The 21,661-nt window shown below is 29.4% G+C and carries 23 protein-coding genes; 19 read left to right on the top strand and 4 right to left on the bottom strand.

The genetic code is table 11. From position 1 onward, the window contains the following. From BA195_RS09775 to rplS, 8 genes are all read left to right on the top strand, one after another. On the top strand, positions 1-1,665 hold the full coding sequence (locus tag BA195_RS09775) for a hypothetical protein (RefSeq protein WP_068704949.1): 1,665 nt from the start codon (positions 1-3) through the stop codon (positions 1,663-1,665). A 48-nt stretch (positions 1,666-1,713) separates the two neighbouring features. After that, positions 1,714-2,304 (top strand): acyl carrier protein phosphodiesterase, encoded by a 591-nt coding sequence (locus tag BA195_RS09770; protein ID WP_068704947.1) that lies wholly within the window; start codon positions 1,714-1,716, stop codon positions 2,302-2,304. 3 nt (positions 2,305-2,307) lie between these two features. Further along, a complete protein-coding gene (locus BA195_RS09765) occupies positions 2,308-2,730 on the top strand; it encodes a VOC family protein (protein WP_068704945.1) in 423 nt (140 codons plus the stop codon). Beyond that, positions 2,730-3,590 carry an RluA family pseudouridine synthase gene (locus BA195_RS09760; protein WP_068704943.1) on the top strand — a complete coding sequence of 287 codons (861 nt, stop codon included), beginning with the start codon at positions 2,730-2,732 and terminating at the stop codon, positions 3,588-3,590. Before BA195_RS09765 ends, BA195_RS09760 begins: the two co-directional genes overlap by 1 nt. Before the next feature lie 30 nt (positions 3,591-3,620). Further along, on the top strand, positions 3,621-4,298 hold the full coding sequence (gene trmD, locus BA195_RS09755; RefSeq protein WP_068704941.1) for a tRNA (guanosine(37)-N1)-methyltransferase TrmD: 678 nt from the start codon (positions 3,621-3,623) through the stop codon (positions 4,296-4,298). Further along, positions 4,291-5,040, top strand: a complete 750-nt coding sequence (locus tag BA195_RS09750) for a glycosyltransferase (RefSeq protein WP_068704939.1) — start codon at positions 4,291-4,293, stop codon at positions 5,038-5,040. The genes trmD and BA195_RS09750 overlap by 8 nt, the downstream gene beginning before the upstream one ends. Before the next feature lie 4 nt (positions 5,041-5,044). Beyond that, entirely contained in the window at positions 5,045-6,442 is a 1,398-nt protein-coding gene (locus BA195_RS09745) for an ArnT family glycosyltransferase (RefSeq protein WP_068704937.1), read from the top strand. A gap of 117 nt (positions 6,443-6,559) precedes the next feature. After that, positions 6,560-6,907, top strand: coding sequence for a 50S ribosomal protein L19 (gene rplS / locus BA195_RS09740; RefSeq protein WP_068704935.1), 348 nt, complete (start codon positions 6,560-6,562; stop codon positions 6,905-6,907). Between the two features lie 341 nt (positions 6,908-7,248). Here the strand turns inward: rplS and BA195_RS14420 are convergent, their stop codons facing one another. Beyond that, the gene (locus tag BA195_RS14420) at positions 7,249-7,392 is read right to left on the bottom strand and encodes a hypothetical protein (protein ID WP_176714983.1); all 144 of its coding nucleotides are present in this window, start codon (positions 7,390-7,392) and stop codon (positions 7,249-7,251) included. 68 nt (positions 7,393-7,460) lie between these two features. On the opposite strand from BA195_RS14420, the gene BA195_RS09735 reads away from it, so the two are divergent. The 8 genes from BA195_RS09735 to BA195_RS09700 all read left to right on the top strand — a co-directional run bounded on the left by BA195_RS09735 (position 7,461) and on the right by BA195_RS09700 (position 17,021). After that, positions 7,461-9,686, top strand: a complete 2,226-nt coding sequence (locus BA195_RS09735) for an NADP-dependent isocitrate dehydrogenase (RefSeq protein ID WP_068704933.1) — start codon at positions 7,461-7,463, stop codon at positions 9,684-9,686. 86 nt (positions 9,687-9,772) lie between these two features. Then, complete coding sequence (gene murQ, locus BA195_RS09730) at positions 9,773-10,588, top strand: N-acetylmuramic acid 6-phosphate etherase (protein ID WP_068704931.1); 816 nt, start codon at positions 9,773-9,775, stop codon at positions 10,586-10,588. Next, complete coding sequence (locus BA195_RS09725) at positions 10,581-10,820, top strand: DUF6095 family protein (protein ID WP_068704929.1); 240 nt, start codon at positions 10,581-10,583, stop codon at positions 10,818-10,820. Before murQ ends, BA195_RS09725 begins: the two co-directional genes overlap by 8 nt. A 1-nt stretch (position 10,821) precedes the next feature. Then, complete coding sequence (locus tag BA195_RS09720) at positions 10,822-11,874, top strand: ATP-grasp domain-containing protein (RefSeq protein ID WP_084443156.1); 1,053 nt, start codon at positions 10,822-10,824, stop codon at positions 11,872-11,874. A gap of 111 nt (positions 11,875-11,985) precedes the next feature. Further along, entirely contained in the window at positions 11,986-12,930 is a 945-nt protein-coding gene (locus BA195_RS09715; RefSeq protein ID WP_068704927.1) for a hypothetical protein, read from the top strand. A gap of 40 nt (positions 12,931-12,970) precedes the next feature. Further along, complete coding sequence (locus BA195_RS09710) at positions 12,971-13,678, top strand: hypothetical protein (RefSeq protein WP_068704925.1); 708 nt, start codon at positions 12,971-12,973, stop codon at positions 13,676-13,678. Positions 13,679-13,860: 182 nt separating this feature from the next. Then, positions 13,861-15,798, top strand: a complete 1,938-nt coding sequence (locus BA195_RS09705; protein ID WP_068704923.1) for a hypothetical protein — start codon at positions 13,861-13,863, stop codon at positions 15,796-15,798. Between the two features lie 50 nt (positions 15,799-15,848). Continuing rightward, positions 15,849-17,021 (top strand): T9SS type B sorting domain-containing protein, encoded by a 1,173-nt coding sequence (locus BA195_RS09700; protein WP_068704921.1) that lies wholly within the window; start codon positions 15,849-15,851, stop codon positions 17,019-17,021. Positions 17,022-17,026: 5 nt separating this feature from the next. On the opposite strand, the gene BA195_RS09695 is transcribed toward BA195_RS09700, so the two are convergent. Continuing rightward, positions 17,027-17,521: a DinB family protein gene (locus tag BA195_RS09695; RefSeq protein ID WP_068704919.1), complete on the bottom strand. Its 495-nt coding sequence runs from the start codon at positions 17,519-17,521 to the stop codon at positions 17,027-17,029. A gap of 239 nt (positions 17,522-17,760) precedes the next feature. Between BA195_RS09695 and BA195_RS09690 the strand changes: the two genes are divergently transcribed. Continuing rightward, the gene (locus tag BA195_RS09690; RefSeq protein WP_068704917.1) at positions 17,761-18,471 is read left to right on the top strand and encodes a hypothetical protein; all 711 of its coding nucleotides are present in this window, start codon (positions 17,761-17,763) and stop codon (positions 18,469-18,471) included. Positions 18,472-18,568: 97 nt separating this feature from the next. On the opposite strand, the gene BA195_RS09685 is transcribed toward BA195_RS09690, so the two are convergent. Continuing rightward, entirely contained in the window at positions 18,569-19,747 is a 1,179-nt protein-coding gene (locus tag BA195_RS09685; protein WP_068704915.1) for a THUMP domain-containing class I SAM-dependent RNA methyltransferase, read from the bottom strand. A gap of 112 nt (positions 19,748-19,859) precedes the next feature. Between BA195_RS09685 and BA195_RS09680 the strand changes: the two genes are divergently transcribed. Next, positions 19,860-20,585: a class I SAM-dependent methyltransferase gene (locus BA195_RS09680; protein ID WP_068704913.1), complete on the top strand. Its 726-nt coding sequence runs from the start codon at positions 19,860-19,862 to the stop codon at positions 20,583-20,585. Continuing rightward, entirely contained in the window at positions 20,582-21,259 is a 678-nt protein-coding gene (locus BA195_RS09675) for a ZIP family metal transporter (protein WP_068704911.1), read from the top strand. The genes BA195_RS09680 and BA195_RS09675 overlap by 4 nt, the downstream gene beginning before the upstream one ends. On the opposite strand, the gene BA195_RS09670 is transcribed toward BA195_RS09675, so the two are convergent. Then, positions 21,256-21,621: a cupin domain-containing protein gene (locus BA195_RS09670; RefSeq protein WP_068704910.1), complete on the bottom strand. Its 366-nt coding sequence runs from the start codon at positions 21,619-21,621 to the stop codon at positions 21,256-21,258. The two genes, BA195_RS09675 and BA195_RS09670, sit on opposite strands and share 4 nt — an antisense overlap. Between the last annotated feature and the right edge of the window lie 40 nt (positions 21,622-21,661).

Here is a 21,661-nt window from a genome sequence, read left to right as displayed (position 1 = left end):
ATGAAAAAAACAATTTTAATTGCAATACTTATTTCTTTTATAACAACAACAGCTCAATCTCAAGAGCCGCAAAAGCCTTTAACCACAAATAAATTCATTAATGAAAATATATTTGTACATGTAAATTCAAATTTTCTTCTTACTGGTGAAAAATTATACTACAAAATATACTGTTTAACTCAAGAGGATAAAACTTTTTCTACTTTTAGTAAAATTGCTTATTTAGAATTAATAGATTCTAATAACAAAACAGTATTTAAACAAAAAACATCAATTAAAAACGGTGTTGGTTATGGTGATGTTTTTATAAATACTGATATTGAAACAGGAACATATAAATTAATTTCATACACTAATTGGATGAAAAACACTCAAAATTTTTATGAAGATAACCTTTACATCGTAAACCCTTATTCTAAAAATACCGAAATCAATAAAACAAAACAATCATTTTCTATAAATAATCTAGAAAAAGATTCTCTTACACTTCTAAATAAAGAAAAAACAAACACTTATGGTAAAAGAGAAAAAATTACTTTTGATTTTTCTAATTTAATTAAAAACAACTACAATAACTTTTCTGTTTCTGTGAGAAAAAAAACAATTAACAGTCTACCTCTCAAAAAAAATGTAACCTCTTTACCTAAAAAATCTTACAACAAAAAAAACAGTAAATACTTTTATTTACCTGAACTCAGAGGTTCTTTGATAAAAGGTCAAGTTTTTACTCTCGATTCTTTAAATTCGGTATCAAATATTAAACTAACTTTATCTGTAAAAAACGGTAATAAAGTTACTAAAACTGCAATTACAAATAAATTTGGTGAATTTTATTTTAATATTAAAAACTTAAACTCTACCAAAATTATATTACAAATGCTAGATCACAACATCAATAATTATGTTGTAAAAATCAATAATAACAATCTTATTGAAAAAAAATATAAGAACTTTCCTAAAATTAAATTCGATAACAATATTATTGAAACAATTAAACAAAGAAGTTTATTTACACAGATAGAAAACGCATATTATAATGTTAAAAGAGACTCTATAATTAAAATTCAAAAAAAAGATTCACTTTTCAAAAACTTAAAAACTGTTTATAATTTAGACGATTATAAAAGATTTAAAACTGTTAAAGAAACTTTTACTGAAATCACAAAAGATTTATGGGTTACAAGTGACAATAAAATACGTGTAAGAACTCGAAATTATTTAAGTAATAAAAACTATTTATCATCATTATTAATAGTAGATAATCATATTATACCTAATCATAATTACTTTATTGAATACGACACCTACAATATAAAAACAGTGTCAGTAATAACTGAAGATTATTTTTATGGAAATCAATTATATCAAGGTGTTGTAACTATAGATACTTTTAATGGAGATTACACACCTCAATCAAAAAACATAAAAGAGTTTGACATTTTACCTGTACAAAATAAGAAAAAATATTTTTTTCAACAGCATAACAGAACAAACAATAAAAGAATACCTGATTTTAGAACTCAACTATACTGGAATCCTATTTTAAAATCTAATAAAGTAGTATTCTACTCCTCAGATGTTACTGGAGAGTTTGTTATTGAAATTGAAGGTTTTTCTCAAAAAGGAAAACCCATATCATTAAGAAAAACTTTTTTTGTGCATTAATAAAAAACCACAACTTACAAGTTGTGGTTTTTTGTTTACATTTATAAAATGAATTTTTTAGCGCATTTATATTTATCTGGTAGCAATACTAAATTAATGATTGGTAATTTTATAGCCGATCACATTAAAGGGAATAAATTTTCTCACTTTGAAGAAGAAATAAAAAAAGGAATTATTTTACACCGTCAAATAGATACTTTTACCGACACTCATGATATTGTAAGAAAAAGTAAAAGACGATTACACGAACGCTATCGCCATTACGATGGCGTAATTATTGATATTTTTTACGATCATTTTTTAGCTAAAAATTGGAATACTTACTCGGAAATACCCTTAGACACATACGTAAACTCGGTATATAAACTTTTACAAGATAATTTTGATATTCTTCCTGAAAAAACACAACAAATACTTCCCTTTTTAACCAAATACAACTGGCTATACAACTATCAATTTGCAAAAGGGATTCAAGAAGTTTTAAATGGTATGAATAAACGAACCAAAGGAAAATCACAAATGAATTTAGCCTCCGAAGATCTTCTAATCCATTATCTAGAGTTTGAAGAAGATTTTACGTTATTTTTTGAAGATTTGCGTAAATTTTGTACTTCAAAGACCCAATCAATTACTATTTAAATTATGAATTTACAACCATTCCATCTTGCAATTCCTGTTCAAAATTTAGAAAAATGTAGGATTTTCTATAACGATATTCTACAATGTAAAGAAGGTAGAAGTTCTGATCATTGGATTGATTTTAATTTCTTCGGCCATCAGTTAGTTATTCATCAAAAAGAAAACTACACTCCAACTAAATCAATTACAAATCCTGTTGATGGACACGATGTTCCTATCCCTCATTTTGGCGTTGTTTTAAAATGGGATGACTGGATAACACTTTCTGAAAGATTAAAAACATATAATATTAAATTTATCATCGCACCAACTATTCGTTTTAAAGGATTAATTGGCGAACAAGCAACCATGTTTTTTAATGATCCTGAAAATAACGCTTTAGAGTTTAAAGCTTTTAAAGATAGTTCGCAACTGTTTGCTAAATAATGATAATATCAGAAACACATAACGTTCCTACACTAGAAAAATCGATTCGACTACAAGAGTACGGAGTTGGTATTTTTAAAACTATCCCTACAAAATCTGGTTTAAAAAAAGCTATTAAAAAAGAGTTGGTTATAGTAAATGGTAAAGTTGCTACTACTGCCCTATTTATAAATGGTAATGAAGTTATAGAACTTTATCAATTAAACGACAACACAGCTTTTAAACAATTTGAGTTTGACTTAGAAGTTGTTTTTGAAGATGAATACTTAGCCATTATTTATAAACCTTCGGGAATTTTAGTTAGCGGAAACTCTTTTGCTACCATTGACAATGCTTTGCTACAAAACATCACAAAAAGCCCCCAATTTGATGCTGTACGACCAAGACCTGTGCATCGTTTAGACTACCCAACAAGTGGATTGTTATTAATTGGAAAAACAACTTCGAGCATTACTGCATTAAATAAATTATTTGAAAATAAACTAATCAAGAAAATCTATTATGCGATTAGTATTGGTAAAATGAACGAAAAAGGACAAATTAATATTCCTATTGACACCAAAACAGCATCAACATTATACAAAGTTATAAAAACAGTTAACTCTGAACGTTTTGATTATTTAAACTTAGTTGAATTAACACCAAAAACAGGAAGAAAACATCAATTAAGAAAGCATTTATTAGCTATTAATAATCCTATATTAGGTGATAAAGAACATTTTATCGATGGTTTAATTTTAAACGGAAAAGGATTGTATTTACACGCAGCTACTTTAAAATTTGAGCATCCGTTTACGAAACAACAAATTGAAGCAACAAAAGCACTTCCAAAGAAATTCAAAAAAATATTTCCATCTTAAGTATCCATTAAAAAATATATCTTTGCCACTATGCGAATAGATATTATTACCGTTGCCCCAGATTTACTTAAAAGCCCGTTTGAACATTCAATGATGAAACGTGCCATTGACAAAGGATTAGCTGAAATTCATTTTCATAATTTACGTGATTACGGAATTGGATCCTACAAAAAACTAGATGATACTCAATTTGGTGGTGGCGCTGGTATGGTTTTAATGATAGAACCTATTGATAAATGTATCTCTAAATTACAATCAGAAAGAACGTATGATGAGATTATTTATATGACACCTGATGCAAAAACATTAAATCAATCTATTGCAAACACACTTTCGTTAAAAGAAAATATTATTATTTTAACAGGGCATTATAAAGGAGTAGATCAACGCGTAAGAGATAAATTTATCACTAAAGAAATATCTATTGGCGATTATGTTTTAACAGGTGGCGAATTGGCTGCAGCTATTTTATGTGATGCTGTTGTTCGATTAATTCCAGGAGTTTTAGGTGATGAACAATCTGCTTTAACCGATTCTTTTCAGGATGATTTATTATCTCCGCCTGTGTATACCAGACCAGCTGAATATGACGGAATGAAAGTGCCAGAAGTATTATTGTCAGGTAATTTTCCTAAAATTGATGCTTGGCGAAATGAAAAAGCCTATCAGCATACTAAAAATATAAGACCCGATTTATTAGATGAATAACCCAAAAATACAGCACGATTTAATTATTGTTATTCCTTGTTATAATGAGGAAAACCGATTACCTATAAATCAGTTCAAACAGTTTTTAGATACAATTTCTGATGTACTGTTATTTTTTGTAAACGATGGTTCTTCAGATAAAACGGATGATGTTATTGAAAAATTAGCAACGCTATACCCTAAAAAAGTAAAATTACTTTCTTTAAAACAAAATGTAGGAAAAGCTAGTGCTGTTAAAGCTGGTTTTAATTTTTGCGAAAAGAACATCTCTTTTTCAAAAATTGCTTACTTAGATGCTGATTTAGCAACTACTTTAGAGGAATGTCATGTTATAAGTAATAAAATAAACGCTACTATTCAATTTGCATTCGGATCTAGAATTGCAAAAATAGATACTAATATACAACGCAAACAACATCGTTTCTTTATCGGTAGGTTTATTGCCACTTTAATATCTAAACAGTTAGATTTAAAAGTTTATGACACCCAATGCGGCTGTAAAGTTTTTAGTAAACAATTGGCTGCAAACGTTTTTAAAGAAGATTTTATATCAAAATGGTTGTTTGATGTAGAAATTTTTCACCGTTTGATTTATATTTTCAAAAAAGAAAATATAAAAAATATTGCGCGAGAAATCCCTTTAAAATCATGGATTGATGCCGATGATAGTCGTGTAAAAATGACTTATTTCTTTAAACTTTGGTTTGATTTACTTTCTATAAAAAAACGATACAAATCTTAAATAAATGCGTAACCTAATCAACAAAAAAAACTTTTTTGCTATCTCTGTATTGCTTTTAGTTTTATGGAGAGCTTTTTTAAACAGAGCGATTCCTTTAATGGACAAAACAGAAGCTCGTTATGCCGAAATTGCCAGAATAATGGCAGAAACAAACGATTATATAACTCCACAAATAGATTACGGAGTTCCATTTTGGGCTAAACCACCACTTTCTACTTGGTTATCTGCTTTAAGTTTTGATGTTTTCGGAGTTTCTGAGTTTACAGCAAGATTACCTTATTTATTATTAAGTATTTTAATGATTTTCTTAATTGGTAAATATGCTAAAAGAGAAAACTTACCGTTTTTTTTACCTGGGTTTATCGCACTAACCATTCCAGAGTTTTTGATTCATGCCGGAGTTGTATCAACTGATACATCGTTAGCTTTTAGTGTTGCCATAGTAATGCTTTCTTTTTGGGAAGCAATGCATCATCCCGAAAAACCAATCTGGAAGTATTTAATTTTTGTTGGTTTCGGATTAGGATTATTAGCCAAAGGACCTATTATTTTTATTTTAACCTTGCCTCCTATTTTTGTATGGTCGCTGATTTCAAAATCGTTCAAAAAAATATTTAAAACATTTCCTATCTTTCTAGGAATACTAATCATCGCTTTAATTGCAATCCCATGGTATTATTTAGCCGAGCAAAAAACACCAGGATTTATAGATTATTTTATTGTTGGCGAACACTTTAGTAGATTTTTTGACAGTAGCTGGTCTGGTGACAAATATGGTTTTCCAAAACAACAACCTTTAGGCATCATCTGGGTTTTTCTTTTAGTATTTGCACTTCCTTGGGTTCAAATGATTATTGGTAAATTATGGAAAAATAAAGCTACTTTTTTCACTAATAAATGGACGCTATTTTTAAGTGCATGGTTAATTTGGACTCCCTTATTTTTTACAGTTTCTAAAAGTTTAATTCACCCATATATATTACCAGTCTTAATTCCGATTGCTCTTTTAGTTGTTCATTTTTGGAAAGAGACCAAGCAGAAAACAGTGTTAATCGCCATAAGTTTAATTGTTCCAATTGCTACGATTATCGTTTACAGTTTTGCTTTGATTAGTAATAACATAGAAAAACATGCCAATTCGGATAAATATTTTATTCAAAACTCTTGTAAAGAAGATATTCAAATATATCATTATAACACAAAAAGTTATTCTAGTCAATTTTACTCTAAAGGGAAAGTTAAATCGATAAAAGTAACTGAATTAGAAAAAGAGCTATTAAGTAAAACACCTTTTTATTTAATAGTATCTAAAAGAAATTTGAAAAAAGTAGTACCAAGTAATAACGTAACACTCAAATTAATAAACAGTAACGCTAAAAAGAACTTATACCGTGCTAATTAAAAATATTAACTTATAAAATCTTATTTTATATAAATTTTTATTAATTTCGCAGCCACAAAATAACCTCTGACGAGAATCGTGAATGTTATTTAGTAAAACAATATAAACATTATTACAATGGATTTAGTAAAATTTGTTCAAGACGAATTTGTAACAAGAAACGAATTACCAGAATTTGCAGCTGGAGACACAATTACTGTGTATTACGAGATTAGAGAAGGTGAAAAAGTACGTACTCAGTTTTTTAGAGGGGTAGTTATTCAAAAAAGAGGTGTTGGTGCTTCTGAAACTTTTACAATCAGAAAAATGTCTGGTACTATAGGTGTTGAGCGTATCTTCCCTGTAAATTTACCTGCTATTCAAAAGATAGAAGTAAACAAAAGAGGTGTTGTACGTAGAGCACGTATTTACTACTTTAGAGGTCTTACTGGTAAAAAAGCAAGAATTAAAGAAAGAAGAAACTAGTATTCTTTTTCAAAAAATTAAAAGCATCGTAATTAATTACGATGCTTTTTTTATTCACAATTGTTAATAGCACTCGCTAATATCTTGTTGATTATCAAAAGTAAAACACCATTAATTAAATATCATTTTTTATCGTTTAAATAGAATTTATTACTAAGTAGTTTTACAACTCTAAATATAAATTCAAAAAAGTGTTCTTTTAAATGTTAGATGAATCTTTTTTTGATTAAATTATTATTTCTATTAAAATAGTATTATATATTTTTATTAAAAGTACAGGACATTACGAAAGCTAAAACATCAATAATAAATAAATTACTATTTAAAAAAAAGCCATATTATTACAAGAAATTGTATAATATGGCTTTTATTTTAGCAATAAAAACTAAAAACAGCTTCTTTTTTTTATCAAATTCACAATAAACACCACTAATTAATAACATTTTAGCTGCAAAAAACTCATTGGTAATTCTTAAATTTGCCATACTTCAAAATAAATTATTAACGATTATGGTACGTATTTTAATCAATACTGCCTTAAAACAACTAATATATGAGCAAAACTGCTAAAATCATGTACACTAAAACGGATGAAGCACCAGCGTTGGCTACTCGTTCGTTTTTACCTATTGTAAAAGCTTTTACAAAATCGTCTAATATTGAAATAGAAACAAAAGATATTTCTCTTGCAGGACGTATTCTTGCTAATTTTTCTGATTTTTTAACTAAAGAGCAACAAGTAGAAGACGCTTTGGCTTTTTTAGGAGACTTAGCTAAAAAACCAGAAGCAAACATTATTAAACTACCTAACATTTCTGCTTCGGTACCACAATTAAAAGCCGCAATTAAAGAGTTGCAAACTTTAGGGTATGCTTTACCAGATTATCCTGAAGAAGCAAATACTGATGATGAAAAAGCAATTTTAGCTCGTTATAATAAAGTAAAAGGATCGGCTGTTAATCCTGTTTTACGTGAAGGTAACTCTGATCGTAGAGCACCAAAAGCAGTAAAAAATTACGCAAAAAAGAATCCACATTCAATGGGAGATTGGAGCTCTACCTCTGAAACTCACGTTGCAACCATGACAGCTGGAGATTTTGCACATACTGAAAAATCTGTTACTTTAAGTGATGCTACCAATGTAAAAATTGTACACACAGACGCTAACGGAACAACTACTGTTTTAAAAGAAAAGGTTTCTTTATTAAATGGTGAAATTATTGATGCTTCGGTAATGAATAAAAAAGCTTTATTAGCTTTCTTAGCTGAACAAGTTGCAGATACTAAAGAAAAAGGATTGTTATTTTCTTTACACATGAAAGCAACTATGATGAAGGTATCTGACCCAATTATTTTTGGTCATGCTGTACGTGTTTTCTTTAAAGATTTATTTGCGAAACATAGCGATACTTTTAATGAAATTGGTGTTGATGTAAATAACGGATTCGGAAACTTACTAAGTAATCTTGAAGAGTTATCTGCCGATAAAAAAGCAGAAATTTTAACCGATATCGAAACAATATATGCTAATAATCCTGATGTTGCCATGGTTGATTCTGACAAAGGAATAACCAATTTACACGTTCCTTCGGATGTAATTATTGATGCTTCAATGCCAGCAATGATTCGTACTTCTGGGCAAATGTGGAACAAAGCAGGTAAACAACAAGATACCAAAGCAGTAATTCCTGACAGCTCTTACGCTTCTCTTTATCAAACTACGATAGATTTTTGTAAAGAAAACGGAGCTTTTGACCCAACTACTATGGGAACCGTTCCTAATGTAGGTTTAATGGCTCAAAAAGCTGAAGAATACGGATCACACGATAAAACTTTTGAAATTACTTCAAACGGAACAGTTGATGTAATTGATGCAAACGGAACTACTTTACTATCCCACGAAGTGGAAACTGGTGATATTTGGAGAATGTGCCAAACAAAAGATGCTCCAATTGAAGATTGGGTAAAATTAGCTGTTACTAGAGCTAGAGCAACAAAAGCACCTGCTGTATTTTGGTTAGACGAAAACAGAGCACATGATGCTGAAGTAATTAAAAAAGTAGAAAAATATTTACCAAATCACGATACTAATGGTTTAGATATTTTTATAATGTCTGTACCTCAAGCAACTTCTTTTACTTTAGAAAGAGTTAAACAAGGTGAAGAAACTATTTCGGTAACAGGAAATGTACTACGTGATTATTTAACTGATTTATTTCCTATTTTAGAGTTAGGAACATCAGCAAAAATGTTATCAATCGTTCCATTAATGAACGGTGGTGGATTATTTGAAACCGGTGCTGGTGGATCTGCTCCTAAACACGTACAACAATTAGTAGAAGAAAATCACTTGCGTTGGGATTCTTTAGGTGAATTTTTAGCCTTGGCTGTTTCATTAGAGCATTTAGGAGAAACCAACAACAACGCTAAAGCAAAAGTTTTAGCTGAAACATTAGATGATGCAACTGACAAATTGTTAGATAATAAAAAAGGACCTTCAAGAAGAACTGGAGAGTTAGATAACAGAGGATCTCATTTTTATTTAGCAACCTATTGGGCACAAGCCTTAGCTAATCAAGATAAAGATGCTGATTTAAAAGCGCAGTTTACTCCTATTGCAGAAAAAATGACAGCTAACGAAACTACTATTGTCAACGAATTAAACTCAGCACAAGGTAAGGCTGTAAACATTGGTGGTTACTATGAACCAACTGATGAATTAGCTGATGCTATTATGAAATCGAGTAATACATTAAATACTATTTTACAAAGTATTTAATTTTATTATTATAATCATAAAAAGCAGGTAACTAAAATTACCTGCTTTTTTACGTTATAAAATATTATAATTACTAAATTTGAATTATGGATTTTATTAAAACTACCGAGCAGTCATCAAAATACAATCATTTAGAAAAAATGACTGTTACTGATTTATTATCAAACATAAATAACGAGGACAAAACGGTTCCTTTAGCTGTTGAAAAAGCATTGCTACAAATTGAAAAACTTACTACTCAAATAGTAACAAAATTAAAAAAAGGTGGACGATTGTTTTATATCGGTGCTGGTACAAGCGGTCGTTTAGGTATTTTAGATGCTAGTGAATGCCCTCCTACTTTTGGTGTTCCGCATGAATTAGTTGTTGGGCTTATTGCAGGCGGAGATGTAGCTATTAGAAAAGCTGTTGAAAATGCAGAAGATTCAACAAAACAAGGTTGGCTTGATTTACAAAAACACAACATTTCATCCAAAGATGTAGTGGTTGGTATTGCTGCATCAGGCACAACACCTTATGTAATTACTGCTTTAAATGAATGCAATAAAAACGATATTATTACCGGTTGTATTACTTGCAATCAAAAAAGCCCTTTAGCACTAACAGCTCAATTTCCTATCGAAGTAGTCGTTGGACCTGAGTTTGTAACTGGTAGCTCTCGTATGAAAGCCGGAACTGCTCAAAAATTAGTTTTAAACATGCTATCTACCGCTACAATGATTCAACTAGGTAAAGTAAAAGGTAATAAAATGGTTGACATGCAACTATCTAATAATAAGTTGGTAAAAAGAGGAGAAAAAATGTTAGTTTCTGAATTAAACATCGACCAAGTAACTGCAAGTAAATTATTAAAAAAGTACGGAAATGTTCGTGATGTTATAAAAAACCATACCAATGCCTAAACAAATAACTTTTGATAAAATTGTAAAAAAATTTTTAATCCTTTTGGGTTTATTAATTACATCTCCAATAATAGTAAGCATCGGGTTTAAAGCTTTAAAAATTTACACCGAAAACCCTAAAAATTATATTGCCTATGCGATATTAGGTATTGGTATTTTTTTACTCTTATACACTGTTTACTTCGGATTTAAAACAATAAAAGCATTTTTAGATAATTTATTTCAAAAATAATTTGAGAAAAAATAGCACCCTAAAAAAACTTATAAACTGGGAGCATTGGCCTTCTTATATGTTTTACATTCCTAACTTACCCTATGCATTTTATTTGGCTATAAAAGCGAAACACCTGTCTTTTTACACAGCCACAAACCCTTGTATTAAAAATTCTGGAATCGGCACCGAATCTAAGTTCGAAACAACCATGCTCATTCCTGAAAAATATCGCCCTAAAACTATATTAATAAAACCTAATACGGAGTATAATAAAATAATTACAGCTATTAATGAGCAACAAATTCAATTTCCTTTAATAGCAAAACCAGATATTGGTTTTAGAGGCCTGTTAGTACAAAAAGTACATACCGAAACTGAGTTACAAACCTACTTTAAAAAGTATGGAATGATAGCCATCATTATTCAAGAATTTTTAAATTATGAAAATGAATGTGGCGTTTTATATTTTCGGTATCCAGAAAACAAAACTGGAAACATTACCTCTTTAACCCTGAAAAAATTTTTAGCCGTTACTGGCGACGGAAAAAGCACTTTAAAAGAATTAATTTTAAATGATGAAAGGGCAAAATTATATATAGAATTATTTACCGAAATTCATCAAAATAAATTAAATACAGTTCCCTATAAAGATAAAGTTGTAAAACTTACTGCTATAGGAAATCACTCAAAAGGAACTCAATTTATTAACGGAAACCATTTAATTAGTAAAACATTAATTAAAACTTTTGACACACTTAATAAAAAAATTCCTGGTTGGTATTATGGACGAATTGATTTAAAATACAATTCTTTTTCTTCTTTAGAAAATGGTACAGATTTTAAAATTATAGAAATCAATGGTATTTTGGCAGAGCCAACCCACATATACGATGCAAAAAAATTTACTTATTTTCAAGCATTAAAAACAATAAGGACGCACTGGAAAAGTATCTATAAAATAGCAACTGTAAATAATAAAAAACTTAACATTCCTTATAAAAACACAAAACACTTTTCTGTAGAAATTTTACAATTAAAAAAACACCTATCACACATAAAAAAAACATCTTAAAGTTTATTTATAAGTGACTTAAATATAAAAGAGGTGTCCAACTATTATAACGATTATTATTTATAAGTTAAAAAAAATGATTACTTTTGCCGCTTTAATTTCCCATATAGTATGAAAATAAAACTATTATTTATACTTATTTTCTTAATTAAAACCTCTCTTTTCTCTCAAGTAAAGATAGGCGATAATCCTTCTGTGATCCATTCTAGTTCCATTTTAGAATTAGAAAGTACGGACAAAGCCATAGTTATTAGTCGTATGTCAAACACTCAAATGAGTGCAATTGCACCACTAAAGGGTGCGTTAGTATATAATACTGATGAGGATTGTGTTTTTATGTATGATGGAACTTCTTGGAAAAGTTTATGTAAAAATAATTCATCAGGTAGAGGTATTAATGTCACGACAAGTTCAACAGCTCCAACAGGTAATAATTTAGGTGACTTTTGGATTAATGATACCTTAAACACCACAAGTATTTGGGATGGAAATAACTGGATTGCTATTGATAATAACCCTAGAAGAGGTAATGGTATACCTAACAACACAACAATTACTGATGCATTAGCTGGGGACGTATATGTTGATACTACAACAGGGGTAATTTATGCATATGACGGAACAGATTGGGTAAATTCAAATACAGCTCCTAATGCTAATAACGGTCTTTTAATTGATGCTACTAATACCATACAATTAGGCGGAGTATTAATAAAACCTACAACTATACAAACAGATACTACAAATACCTTGGCTATTACTGGCTTAGAAAACGGAGACACTACTCAAGATGCTATTGTTACCGTAAATAATGCTACCGGGCAATTACGAAAAATAGATCCTTCAGATTTATTACGAGAAGAAGTTACTAAAATTATAGCAATTGATAACCAACAAACTTTCTCTGGATTAACAATTTATTCAAACGATAAAATTAACGTATACAGAAACGGTGTTCGTATCGATTTTACGGTAATCAACACAACAACAATAGAAATAGAACCTGATGCAACATGTTATGCAGGTGACGAAATAAGAATAATTCAACTTTATTAATATCAAAAATCCCTATTACAAATTTTTAAATAATCAATTTATGAAAACAATTACAAACAAATTTAAATTCGCATTAGTTGCCGTAGGTATCTTAGCAATCGGTACTGTTAATGCACAAACAACTGATCCTACAACGCTTACAAAGGATACAGACCCTACTAAAACAGTAAAATTAATAGATAATAAAGGTACTATTAAATACTTACAATCTAATAACGGTATTACTCAAATAACATCTACAGCACCAGGTAATAGAACTACTACAACTTGGCAATTAGGTGGTACTTTAACTGCTGACACAGATATTAATACTGGTGCTCAGGAATTTAAAGTAACAATTGATGGTGCTGCTGGTGGTACGTTTGTTATTGATGGAATTCAAGAAGAAACAGGTAGTGCTGCAACCGCTATGGGTGGTACAGGTTATACCTTACTTGTAAGAGATGAGACCACAGGACAGGTTAAAAACTTATTAGCTACTGATTTAATTCAAAGTGGACAAGAAAGATTTGTTGCTACAGATGGTCAAACAGCTTTCGCTTTAACAGGTGTTACTGATTTACCTTCTTTTAGCCAAGTTTATGTATATAGAAATGGTGCAAAATTAATTGCAGGTGCTGCTGCTGGTGTTGGAGTAGATTATACTGCTGCTGCTGGTACAGTTACTTTAGACTTTGCAGATGAAGTAGACCCTAATGATTGGACGGTTTATGCTGGTGATATTATCGAGGTTCACTTTGTAAAATAATATTTAAATATAATTAAAGTATTGGTACTGATAAAATCGGTACCAATACTTTAAAATAATTTTGATTTACTCTCTAAATATATTCAAAATTAAAACACCCCATTAAAAACTAATCTTTATCTAATTTCAAAATTATTAGCAACTACAATTATTAACACATAGTTAAGTCCTTTATAATAAGAATGATACAATATAAAAAACATATATTAATATTAATTTTTGCATTAATTTTATTTTCTAATAAAATTAATGCTCAACAAGTTAGAGTAATTGACAATAAAGGAACCATACAAACAGTTAATAACAATTTAGTAACAACAAGTCCTACTTTTCCTTCTAATCCTGTAGAAGGAGACATATGGTTTGACACAACAAATAGTCTTATAAGAATTTTTGACCCTAGTTTACCTTTACCTATTACAAATCAATGGCCTACCATTACATCTACTGCTGCATCAAGTAATATATATACTACTGATGGTACATTAGATGCTAATCGATTTGTAAATGGAGGAACAAACAACTTAAGATTTTCTAATTTAGGTAGATTTGATATAGATAATGCTAATTACATAAACTTAGAATCAACTGGTTTTTTTGATATTAAGGCAATAAGTGGAATTAACTTACGTAACAGTAATACAATTGTTCACGAAAACCTATCTGTCAAAAAAAGTTATATAGATAGTAGTGGTGATGTTGGTACAAATGGTCAAATACTATCATCTACAGCAACAGGTACTGATTGGATAGACAATGCTGCATTAAGCAATTGGCTTACTACTGGTAACACAGGCACAACAGCTGCTAACTTTCTTGGAACTATTGATGATGTTAAAATGCAAATACGTTCAAACAACCTTCCTATATTAGAATTTGGTAGAAGAGGAACTTTAGGTTTAGATCAATCCTATCCTGATTATACAGATGTAAATCAGCCATTAGTATATCTTAGGGGTAATAATAACATATCAGCACTACAATTTGCTGCATCTGGTGCTAGCTTTTACAAACCAATGTTTTACACAACAAGTAATGGTAGCTTTAGACTTAAAGGTAGTTCTGGAGCAACAGACTTGTTTGAAATTGGATCTGCTGGCCCTAACAATCAAGGACGCTTAGAGTTTACTATTGGTGATGATGGTAACGAACCTATAATATTTAAACGTTATTATTACAGTCCACAAATTTATAGAGAGTTTTTTAGAGTACAAGGAAATACAACTGGAAGAAATGCAAAAACAAGGTTTGGTATTAACATTAATCAACAGGAAATACCTGTTACAAATGATATAAACGCAAACTATAATACTGGTAATTTTGATATCGCTAATTCTACTTTACAAATTAAAGGGTCTGTATCTAAATCTATCTTAACTACAACCAATAACCTAACACTTAATGAAGATCATTACTCTATAATTATTAATGGTAATCACGCAATTACACTACCTAGTGCTTCTACTTGCGAAGGAAGAGAATATATACTTAAAAACATCACTAGTAATAACATTAACATTTCTAATTATCGTAATTTATCAAATATTAATGCAAATTCAATAGGCAGTAACACAATTTTAAAGTTACAAAGTAATGGTTCTATATGGCACCAAATGAACAACTCAAACACAACTAGTTCTGGTGGAGGTTCATCTACATTAACTTATATCGATAAATACAACAATACAAACTCAACAATAAGAATCAATGACTTTAATTTAAATGGTACATTAGTCCCTTTAAATTCTGTTAGAATTTTTAACGGACCTATAAATAACAGAAATAATAACCAGGTACAAATTACAGAAACTGGGCTATATGAAGTTACATATACTGTTTCATTAAGAAAAGAAAATGGAAATGATTTCAATAGCTTAAACAATAACTCTCTAGAAGTAGTTGTCTGTCAAAATAATAACCCAATAGCTAATACAGGTAGTATAATTACTCTTATAGGAAACACAAATCAAAGATATGTAAGTGCTTCAAGAACTGTTTTGTTAAATCTTACAGCCTTTCAAAGTTATGGTATAAAAATCAGAGAAAAAAACATAAATAATTCTGGAGATGTTGTTATTGATGCTAATGCTACTGGCATGACAATTAGAAAAATCAATTAAAATACAATAAACCAATTAATTGTAGAATTTTTTAATTTTCAACAAGTACTATGAAGTTATTTTTTATCTCGTTATATTTTTTATTTACTTCTTTTTTTATATTTTCTCAAACTGCTTTCCAAAATTTTGGTAATGTACAATTACATACTGATGCCAAAATAGGTTTTCATACCGATGTAATAAATGATGGATTGTTAGATAATTATACAGGTTTTGCTGGCTTTTATGCTGATACTGAAACTCGCATTATTTCTGGTGCAAACCGTATTACTTTTTTTGATGTAGAAATTGACGCTGTAAATAATTTAGAACTTAAAAATTCATTAGGCGTAAGAAACGATTTAGATTTTATAAATGGTACCGTAATTACGCCAAGAAATAATCCTAATATTTCATTAGATTTTATAGATTACAACATCTATGCAGGTGAAGATGATATAAGACATGTTGATGGCTATTCATCTGTACAAGGAAACGGAAGTGATAACTTTACTTTTCCTATTGGAGATGGTGTTCTTTTTCGCCCAATGAAAATCGACAATCAAAGCAATTACAACCTTTATAAAGGTGCTTATTTTTATGAAGACCCAAATGCTCCAAGCACTTTTCCTACAAACTTTTTAACCGACCAAAAACAAGTATTACTTGAAAACATTAGTAACACTGAATATTGGGATTTAAACGGAACTAAAGAAACAAGAATTACTTTAACCTGGGATAACAGAAGTGATATTGCTGCCATTGCTGATAAAATTTCGTTGTTAACAGTGGTTGGTTGGAATATTGCAGAAAACCAATGGAAAAATTTAAGTGTTTTAAATGTTACAGGTAATTTAAACAACGGAGAAATTACATCGGCAGTATTTATACCTGATGATTACGAAATAATAACCATAGGTACTATTTTTGATGATGAAATTGTTCCTGAGGACACCAATAATATACTAATTTCTCCTAACGGCGATAGTAAAAATGAGTTTTTAGTTTTCGATGAAATTGCAGAACATGCAAATAACAAATTAGTGATTTATAATCGATGGGGAAATATCGTCTATCAAGCAGAAAATTATAAGAACGATTGGAATGGTACTTCTGAAGGAAGAGCTACTTACAAAAAAGAAACCAAACTTCCTGAAGCTACCTATTTTTATTATTTAGAACTTGGTGATTCTCCAAATAATTATAGAAAATTAAAAAAAGGTTGGGTATATATTCATAGATAATACCTCTACTCTACTAGTACTTTTTTAGGAGTTGTCGGATTATACCCAAAATCAGCATCTGGTAAGTCAATTCCTAGCTGATGTATGATAAAGCCAATACTAGCAAAATGATGTATTGCATGGCTATGCGCTTGTGCTAAAGCACCACCTAGGGTATAATTTGTAGTTACTACCCCGCTGCCTAAATCATCACTAACAGCTACGATCAAGTCAAAATCTGTACTTTTTAAAGTATGTAATTGCCTAAGTATATCGTTAAAATATGCGATTCCAAATTTCGTTTGTTCTTCCGCTAATTGATTTCTTTCTCTATCTGAAAAATTTATCTTTCTTTTATCAAAACCTTTTAAAATACAAGCAAAAACATCTAACACATGGCGCATATTAGCTCCTATGCTCGAATAATATGGTGCTATTGATTTATCACTATACTGAGCATCAGAAATATGAGTTAACAATTTAATTCCTCGTTGTAAGTTTTCATCAATAACATCAATCATTCGTTAATCTGTAAGTTTAAGAGTAAGTCGCATAAATATAAAGTTTTTTACGGGTAAATATAAATTATTTCACTACAAACAACTAAACCATTAAAATACAACTAATTAAATCAATATAAAATATTAAAAAATAATAGATAAATAAGGAAGTTAATTTTTGGCACGTTCTTTGAAAATTATATTTCAAATGCGGTAGCCGAAAAGCAAATAGAGTAAGCATAACCCTAAATTTATCAATTATGAAAAAAGGGATACTTTTATTATTAGCAATAATGTCGTTAGCCACTATAAGCGCTAAAGACAAAAATAAATCAACTAGTAAAATTGGGGTTACAAATCGTTATAACGATGCTGTTACCTTTGTTGAAAGAAATGTAGAATTTCATATTTTTTTAAACGGAGACTTTGATTTTAACACTCATTATAAAAACACTCGTTATACAGATTATTACGGACGACGTGTAAAAACTAATAGAGGCGTACGTATTGAACGAGATTATAAAGGGAGAGTGAGACGTATTGGTAATACTTTTATTAATTATGATGCTAGAGGCAATGTAAAACGAATAGGTAATGTATATATTGATTACAAATTTGGAAGACTAGCTAAAGTTGGTCATTTAAAGGTTAAATATGACCGTTGGAACAACCCAAAATTTTACGGTTCGGTAAAATATAATGATTATTATGAAGATTGTGTTTATGACAATGATATAAATATAGATGTTAACATCGGGCGAGTATTTAACTATAACGATGCTTATTTTTATAAAAGAGATTTTAGAAATAAGTACCGTAAATACAAAGAAGATAATAAATTCTTTTATTACAGAGCTAAACACAATGCTAAAACAGGAAAGCGTGGTAAAGTTATAAAAAGGCGTAAAAATAAAAACTATTATAAAAAAATAACACCTGAACAAAAAGGGAAATCTAGGAGAAATAGATAAATAAAATATACCTAATTTTTAGTCAAGTTAACTGTATGGGTTTTTAAAAAGATATGTATTATTCTTTTAAAAACCTATACAGTTATTTGTTTATTTTTTAGGCATCATTATCCGATTCAAAATCTTTCTTCACTCTTTTACTTCCTTCATACAATTCGTATTTTACAAAACGACAATCTAAATCTGCATTTTTAAGTGGTATACGTTTAGAAGTACGCAAGCCTACATTTTTTAAAGCTTGCATATCAGATGTAATCAACCAAGCTGTAGAACCATGGTAATTATGCTTTAAAGTGTCACCTATCTTTGTATAAAACTCATTTACATCTATATTTAAACGCTCACCATAAGGCGGATTAAATAAAATGGTAGTTTTACCAAATACTTCTTTTTTAGAATTGAAAAAATTAACGTGATGTACACCTATAAACTCATCTAAATTTGCATTTACAATGTTTTGTTTTGCTTTACTAACTGCCGATGGAGCTTTATCAAACCCCATTATTTTAAAATGTGAACTTGTAATTTTTTTTAATAAAGCATCTTGAATTACATAATATAAATCTTCATCATAATCTTTCCAATTTTCAAAAGCAAAATGCTTACGATTAATATTTGCCGGTATATTATTAGCAATCATTGCTGCTTCAATTAATATGGTTCCAGAACCACACATCGGATCAATAAAGTTTTCTTCTCCTTTATATCCTGATAACATTACCAAACCAGCCGCTAAAACCTCATTAATCGGTGCAATATTGGTAGCACTTCTATACCCCCTTTTATGCAATGAATCTCCAGAAGAATCTAACGAAATAGTTAACCATTCTTTATGAATATGAATGTGAATTTTAACATCAGGGTATTTTAAATCTACATTCGGACGCTTTTTATACTTATGCATAAAATAATCAGCAATAGCATCCTTTGATTTTAAACTAATGTAATGTGAATTTGTTGTAAAATTTTTCGAATTAACTACAGCACCAATGGCAAAAGTTCCATCAACATCTATATATTTATCCCATTTAACACGCTGTATTGCTTCGTATAAATCTTCTTCATCAAAAATTTTACTCTTTTTAATTGGTTTTAAAATACGAATAGCTGTACGTAAAGCAATATTTGCCTTATACATAAACCCTGTATCTCCTTTAAAAGATACATTACGTATTCCTTCTTTAACGTCTTGAGCACCAAGTTTTCTTAATTCATCTACTAATACTCCCTCTAAACCTGCCATAGTAATAGCAGTCATTTTAAAATCTTTCTCCATGTAACTGTAAAATTTCATTGCAAAAATACAGTTAATTTTGGGTAGATGTTAATCTTTTCTTGTTTCAATATAAAAAACGTAAGATTTATGTATTTTTGCAGACTTTATAATTATGAAAACAACAGACTGGTTTACTTCGTGGTTCGATACCTCATATTATCATACATTATACAAACATAGAAATGATGCTGATGCTCAGTTTTTTATGCGAAATATAACTTCGTTTTTAAAATTACCTCAAGCTAGTTTTATTGCTGATTTACCTTGTGGTAAAGGTAGGCACTCAGTGTATTTAAACTCTTTAGGTTATAAAGTTACTGGAGGAGATTTAAGTAATAATAGTATTCAACATGCTAAAAAATTTGAAAACGACACATTAAACTTTGAAGTTTGGGACATGCGTGACCCATTAGAAAACAAATATGATGCTATTTTTAACTTATTTACAAGCTTTGGTTATTTTGATGACGACAATGAAGATATTGCTATTTTAAAAAGTATAAAAAACGGCTTGAATGAAAATGGCGTATTTGTTTTAGATTTTTTAAATGTTGAAAAAGTAAAAGCTACTTTAGTTACAGAGGAAGTAAAAACAATAGACGGTATTGAATTTCATATTAAAAGAGAAATTAAAAATGGGTTTATTTTAAAACATATCTCTTTTATTGCTGATGAAAAAAATCATACATATACTGAACAGGTAAAGTTTTTAACTTTAGATAAAATGCAAACGTATTTTAAAGAATCTAATTTAAAAATAAAACATGTTTTTGGTGATTATGGTTTAAATAATTTTGATAAGAACACATCTGATAGATTAATTTTAATTGCTGAATGAGTTATATTTTATTAATAATAGCTGTTTTAATAGGTTCTTTATTTGTTTTAGTTTTAAAACCAAATAATAAGTTTGTACGTTTATTATTAGCCTTTAGTGGGGCTTATTTACTATCAGTTACTATTTTACATTTACTACCCGAAGTTTATACACATGCCCAAAACACAAAACAACTCGGAATATTAATTTTAGTGGGAATTATTATTCAGTCTGTTTTAGAATCATTTTCTAAGGGAGCTGAACATGGGCATATTCATTCACATACTAATAATCCAAAATTTCCTTGGTTATTGTTTGTAAGTTTATGTATCCATGCTTTTTCAGAAGGTTTGCCAATACACCATGCTGGCGACAATCTATTGTGGGCTATTATTGTTCATAAAATTCCGATTGCCATAGTTTTAACCACCTTTTTACTACAAACAGATTATAGTAAAAAGACTATCATTTTATTTTTAAGTATTTTCGCTTTAATGAGTCCCTTAGGCGTATTAATTTCTGATAAAGTTACTTTTTTTAACCAATTTCATACAGAAATAACAGCATTAATTGTTGGAGTATTTCTTCATATCTCAACAATTATTCTTTTTGAAAGTTCTGAAAATCATAAATTTAACTTTAAAAAATTCACTGCTATTCTTTTAGGTATTCTTTTAACTATTTTTACACTCTAAATCTCCTCTCTGTTTACCAAATCGATAGAAAAAGCAGGTAAACAAACCGCTAAATATTCACAAGGTTCGTTAAAAGGGTTTGAATATTGAATTCGAACACCTTTTTCTATTTTAATAGATTCTCCTGCTTCTAAAACAATCACCTCTCCATCAATATTAAATTGTTTTTTTCCTTTTATAATATAGGTGTATTCTTCAAAATCTGGCTTCTGAAAAGGCTCACTCCACCCTATTGGTGCAACCATGTGTGCAATGCTTACTTTTGAGTTTTTATCAGTTGCATTACCAAAATGTTCTTCAATTAATTTTCCATCTGTGGTTGGAACTACAAACGGCTCTTTTTGTATGGTATATTTTTTCATATTATCTAAAATAAAGAAACCGAAACAGTTGTTTCGGTTT

The organism is Tenacibaculum soleae (assembly GCF_001693415.1).
In the GTDB taxonomy this organism is placed as follows: domain Bacteria; phylum Bacteroidota; class Bacteroidia; order Flavobacteriales; family Flavobacteriaceae; genus Polaribacter; species Polaribacter soleae.
This window is presented reverse-complemented; position numbering and strand designations above follow the sequence as displayed.

Excerpts from the sequence above, each read along its gene's own strand:
- BA195_RS09685 (WP_068704915.1), bottom strand. The coding sequence starts at position 19,747 with ATGGAGAAAGATTTTAAAATGACTGCTATTACTATGGCAGGTTTAGAG.
- BA195_RS09690 (WP_068704917.1), top strand. The coding sequence starts at position 17,761 with ATGAAAAAAGGGATACTTTTATTATTAGCAATAATGTCGTTAGCCACT.
- BA195_RS09760 (WP_068704943.1), top strand. The coding sequence starts at position 2,730 with ATGATAATATCAGAAACACATAACGTTCCTACACTAGAAAAATCGATT.
- BA195_RS09765 (WP_068704945.1), top strand. The coding sequence starts at position 2,308 with ATGAATTTACAACCATTCCATCTTGCAATTCCTGTTCAAAATTTAGAA.
- BA195_RS09770 (WP_068704947.1), top strand. The coding sequence starts at position 1,714 with ATGAATTTTTTAGCGCATTTATATTTATCTGGTAGCAATACTAAATTA.
- BA195_RS09735 (WP_068704933.1), top strand. The coding sequence starts at position 7,461 with ATGAGCAAAACTGCTAAAATCATGTACACTAAAACGGATGAAGCACCA.
- BA195_RS09715 (WP_068704927.1), top strand. The coding sequence starts at position 11,986 with ATGAAAATAAAACTATTATTTATACTTATTTTCTTAATTAAAACCTCT.
- murQ (WP_068704931.1), top strand. The coding sequence starts at position 9,773 with ATGGATTTTATTAAAACTACCGAGCAGTCATCAAAATACAATCATTTA.
- BA195_RS09700 (WP_068704921.1), top strand. The coding sequence starts at position 15,849 with ATGAAGTTATTTTTTATCTCGTTATATTTTTTATTTACTTCTTTTTTT.
- BA195_RS09710 (WP_068704925.1), top strand. The coding sequence starts at position 12,971 with ATGAAAACAATTACAAACAAATTTAAATTCGCATTAGTTGCCGTAGGT.
- BA195_RS09675 (WP_068704911.1), top strand. The coding sequence starts at position 20,582 with ATGAGTTATATTTTATTAATAATAGCTGTTTTAATAGGTTCTTTATTT.
- BA195_RS09775 (WP_068704949.1), top strand. The coding sequence starts at position 1 with ATGAAAAAAACAATTTTAATTGCAATACTTATTTCTTTTATAACAACA.
- trmD (WP_068704941.1), top strand. The coding sequence starts at position 3,621 with ATGCGAATAGATATTATTACCGTTGCCCCAGATTTACTTAAAAGCCCG.
- BA195_RS14420 (WP_176714983.1), bottom strand. The coding sequence starts at position 7,392 with ATGGCAAATTTAAGAATTACCAATGAGTTTTTTGCAGCTAAAATGTTA.
- BA195_RS09725 (WP_068704929.1), top strand. The coding sequence starts at position 10,581 with ATGCCTAAACAAATAACTTTTGATAAAATTGTAAAAAAATTTTTAATC.
- BA195_RS09705 (WP_068704923.1), top strand. The coding sequence starts at position 13,861 with ATGATACAATATAAAAAACATATATTAATATTAATTTTTGCATTAATT.
- BA195_RS09680 (WP_068704913.1), top strand. The coding sequence starts at position 19,860 with ATGAAAACAACAGACTGGTTTACTTCGTGGTTCGATACCTCATATTAT.
- BA195_RS09695 (WP_068704919.1), bottom strand. The coding sequence starts at position 17,521 with ATGATTGATGTTATTGATGAAAACTTACAACGAGGAATTAAATTGTTA.
- rplS (WP_068704935.1), top strand. The coding sequence starts at position 6,560 with ATGGATTTAGTAAAATTTGTTCAAGACGAATTTGTAACAAGAAACGAA.
- BA195_RS09670 (WP_068704910.1), bottom strand. The coding sequence starts at position 21,621 with ATGAAAAAATATACCATACAAAAAGAGCCGTTTGTAGTTCCAACCACA.
- BA195_RS09745 (WP_068704937.1), top strand. The coding sequence starts at position 5,045 with ATGCGTAACCTAATCAACAAAAAAAACTTTTTTGCTATCTCTGTATTG.
- BA195_RS09750 (WP_068704939.1), top strand. The coding sequence starts at position 4,291 with ATGAATAACCCAAAAATACAGCACGATTTAATTATTGTTATTCCTTGT.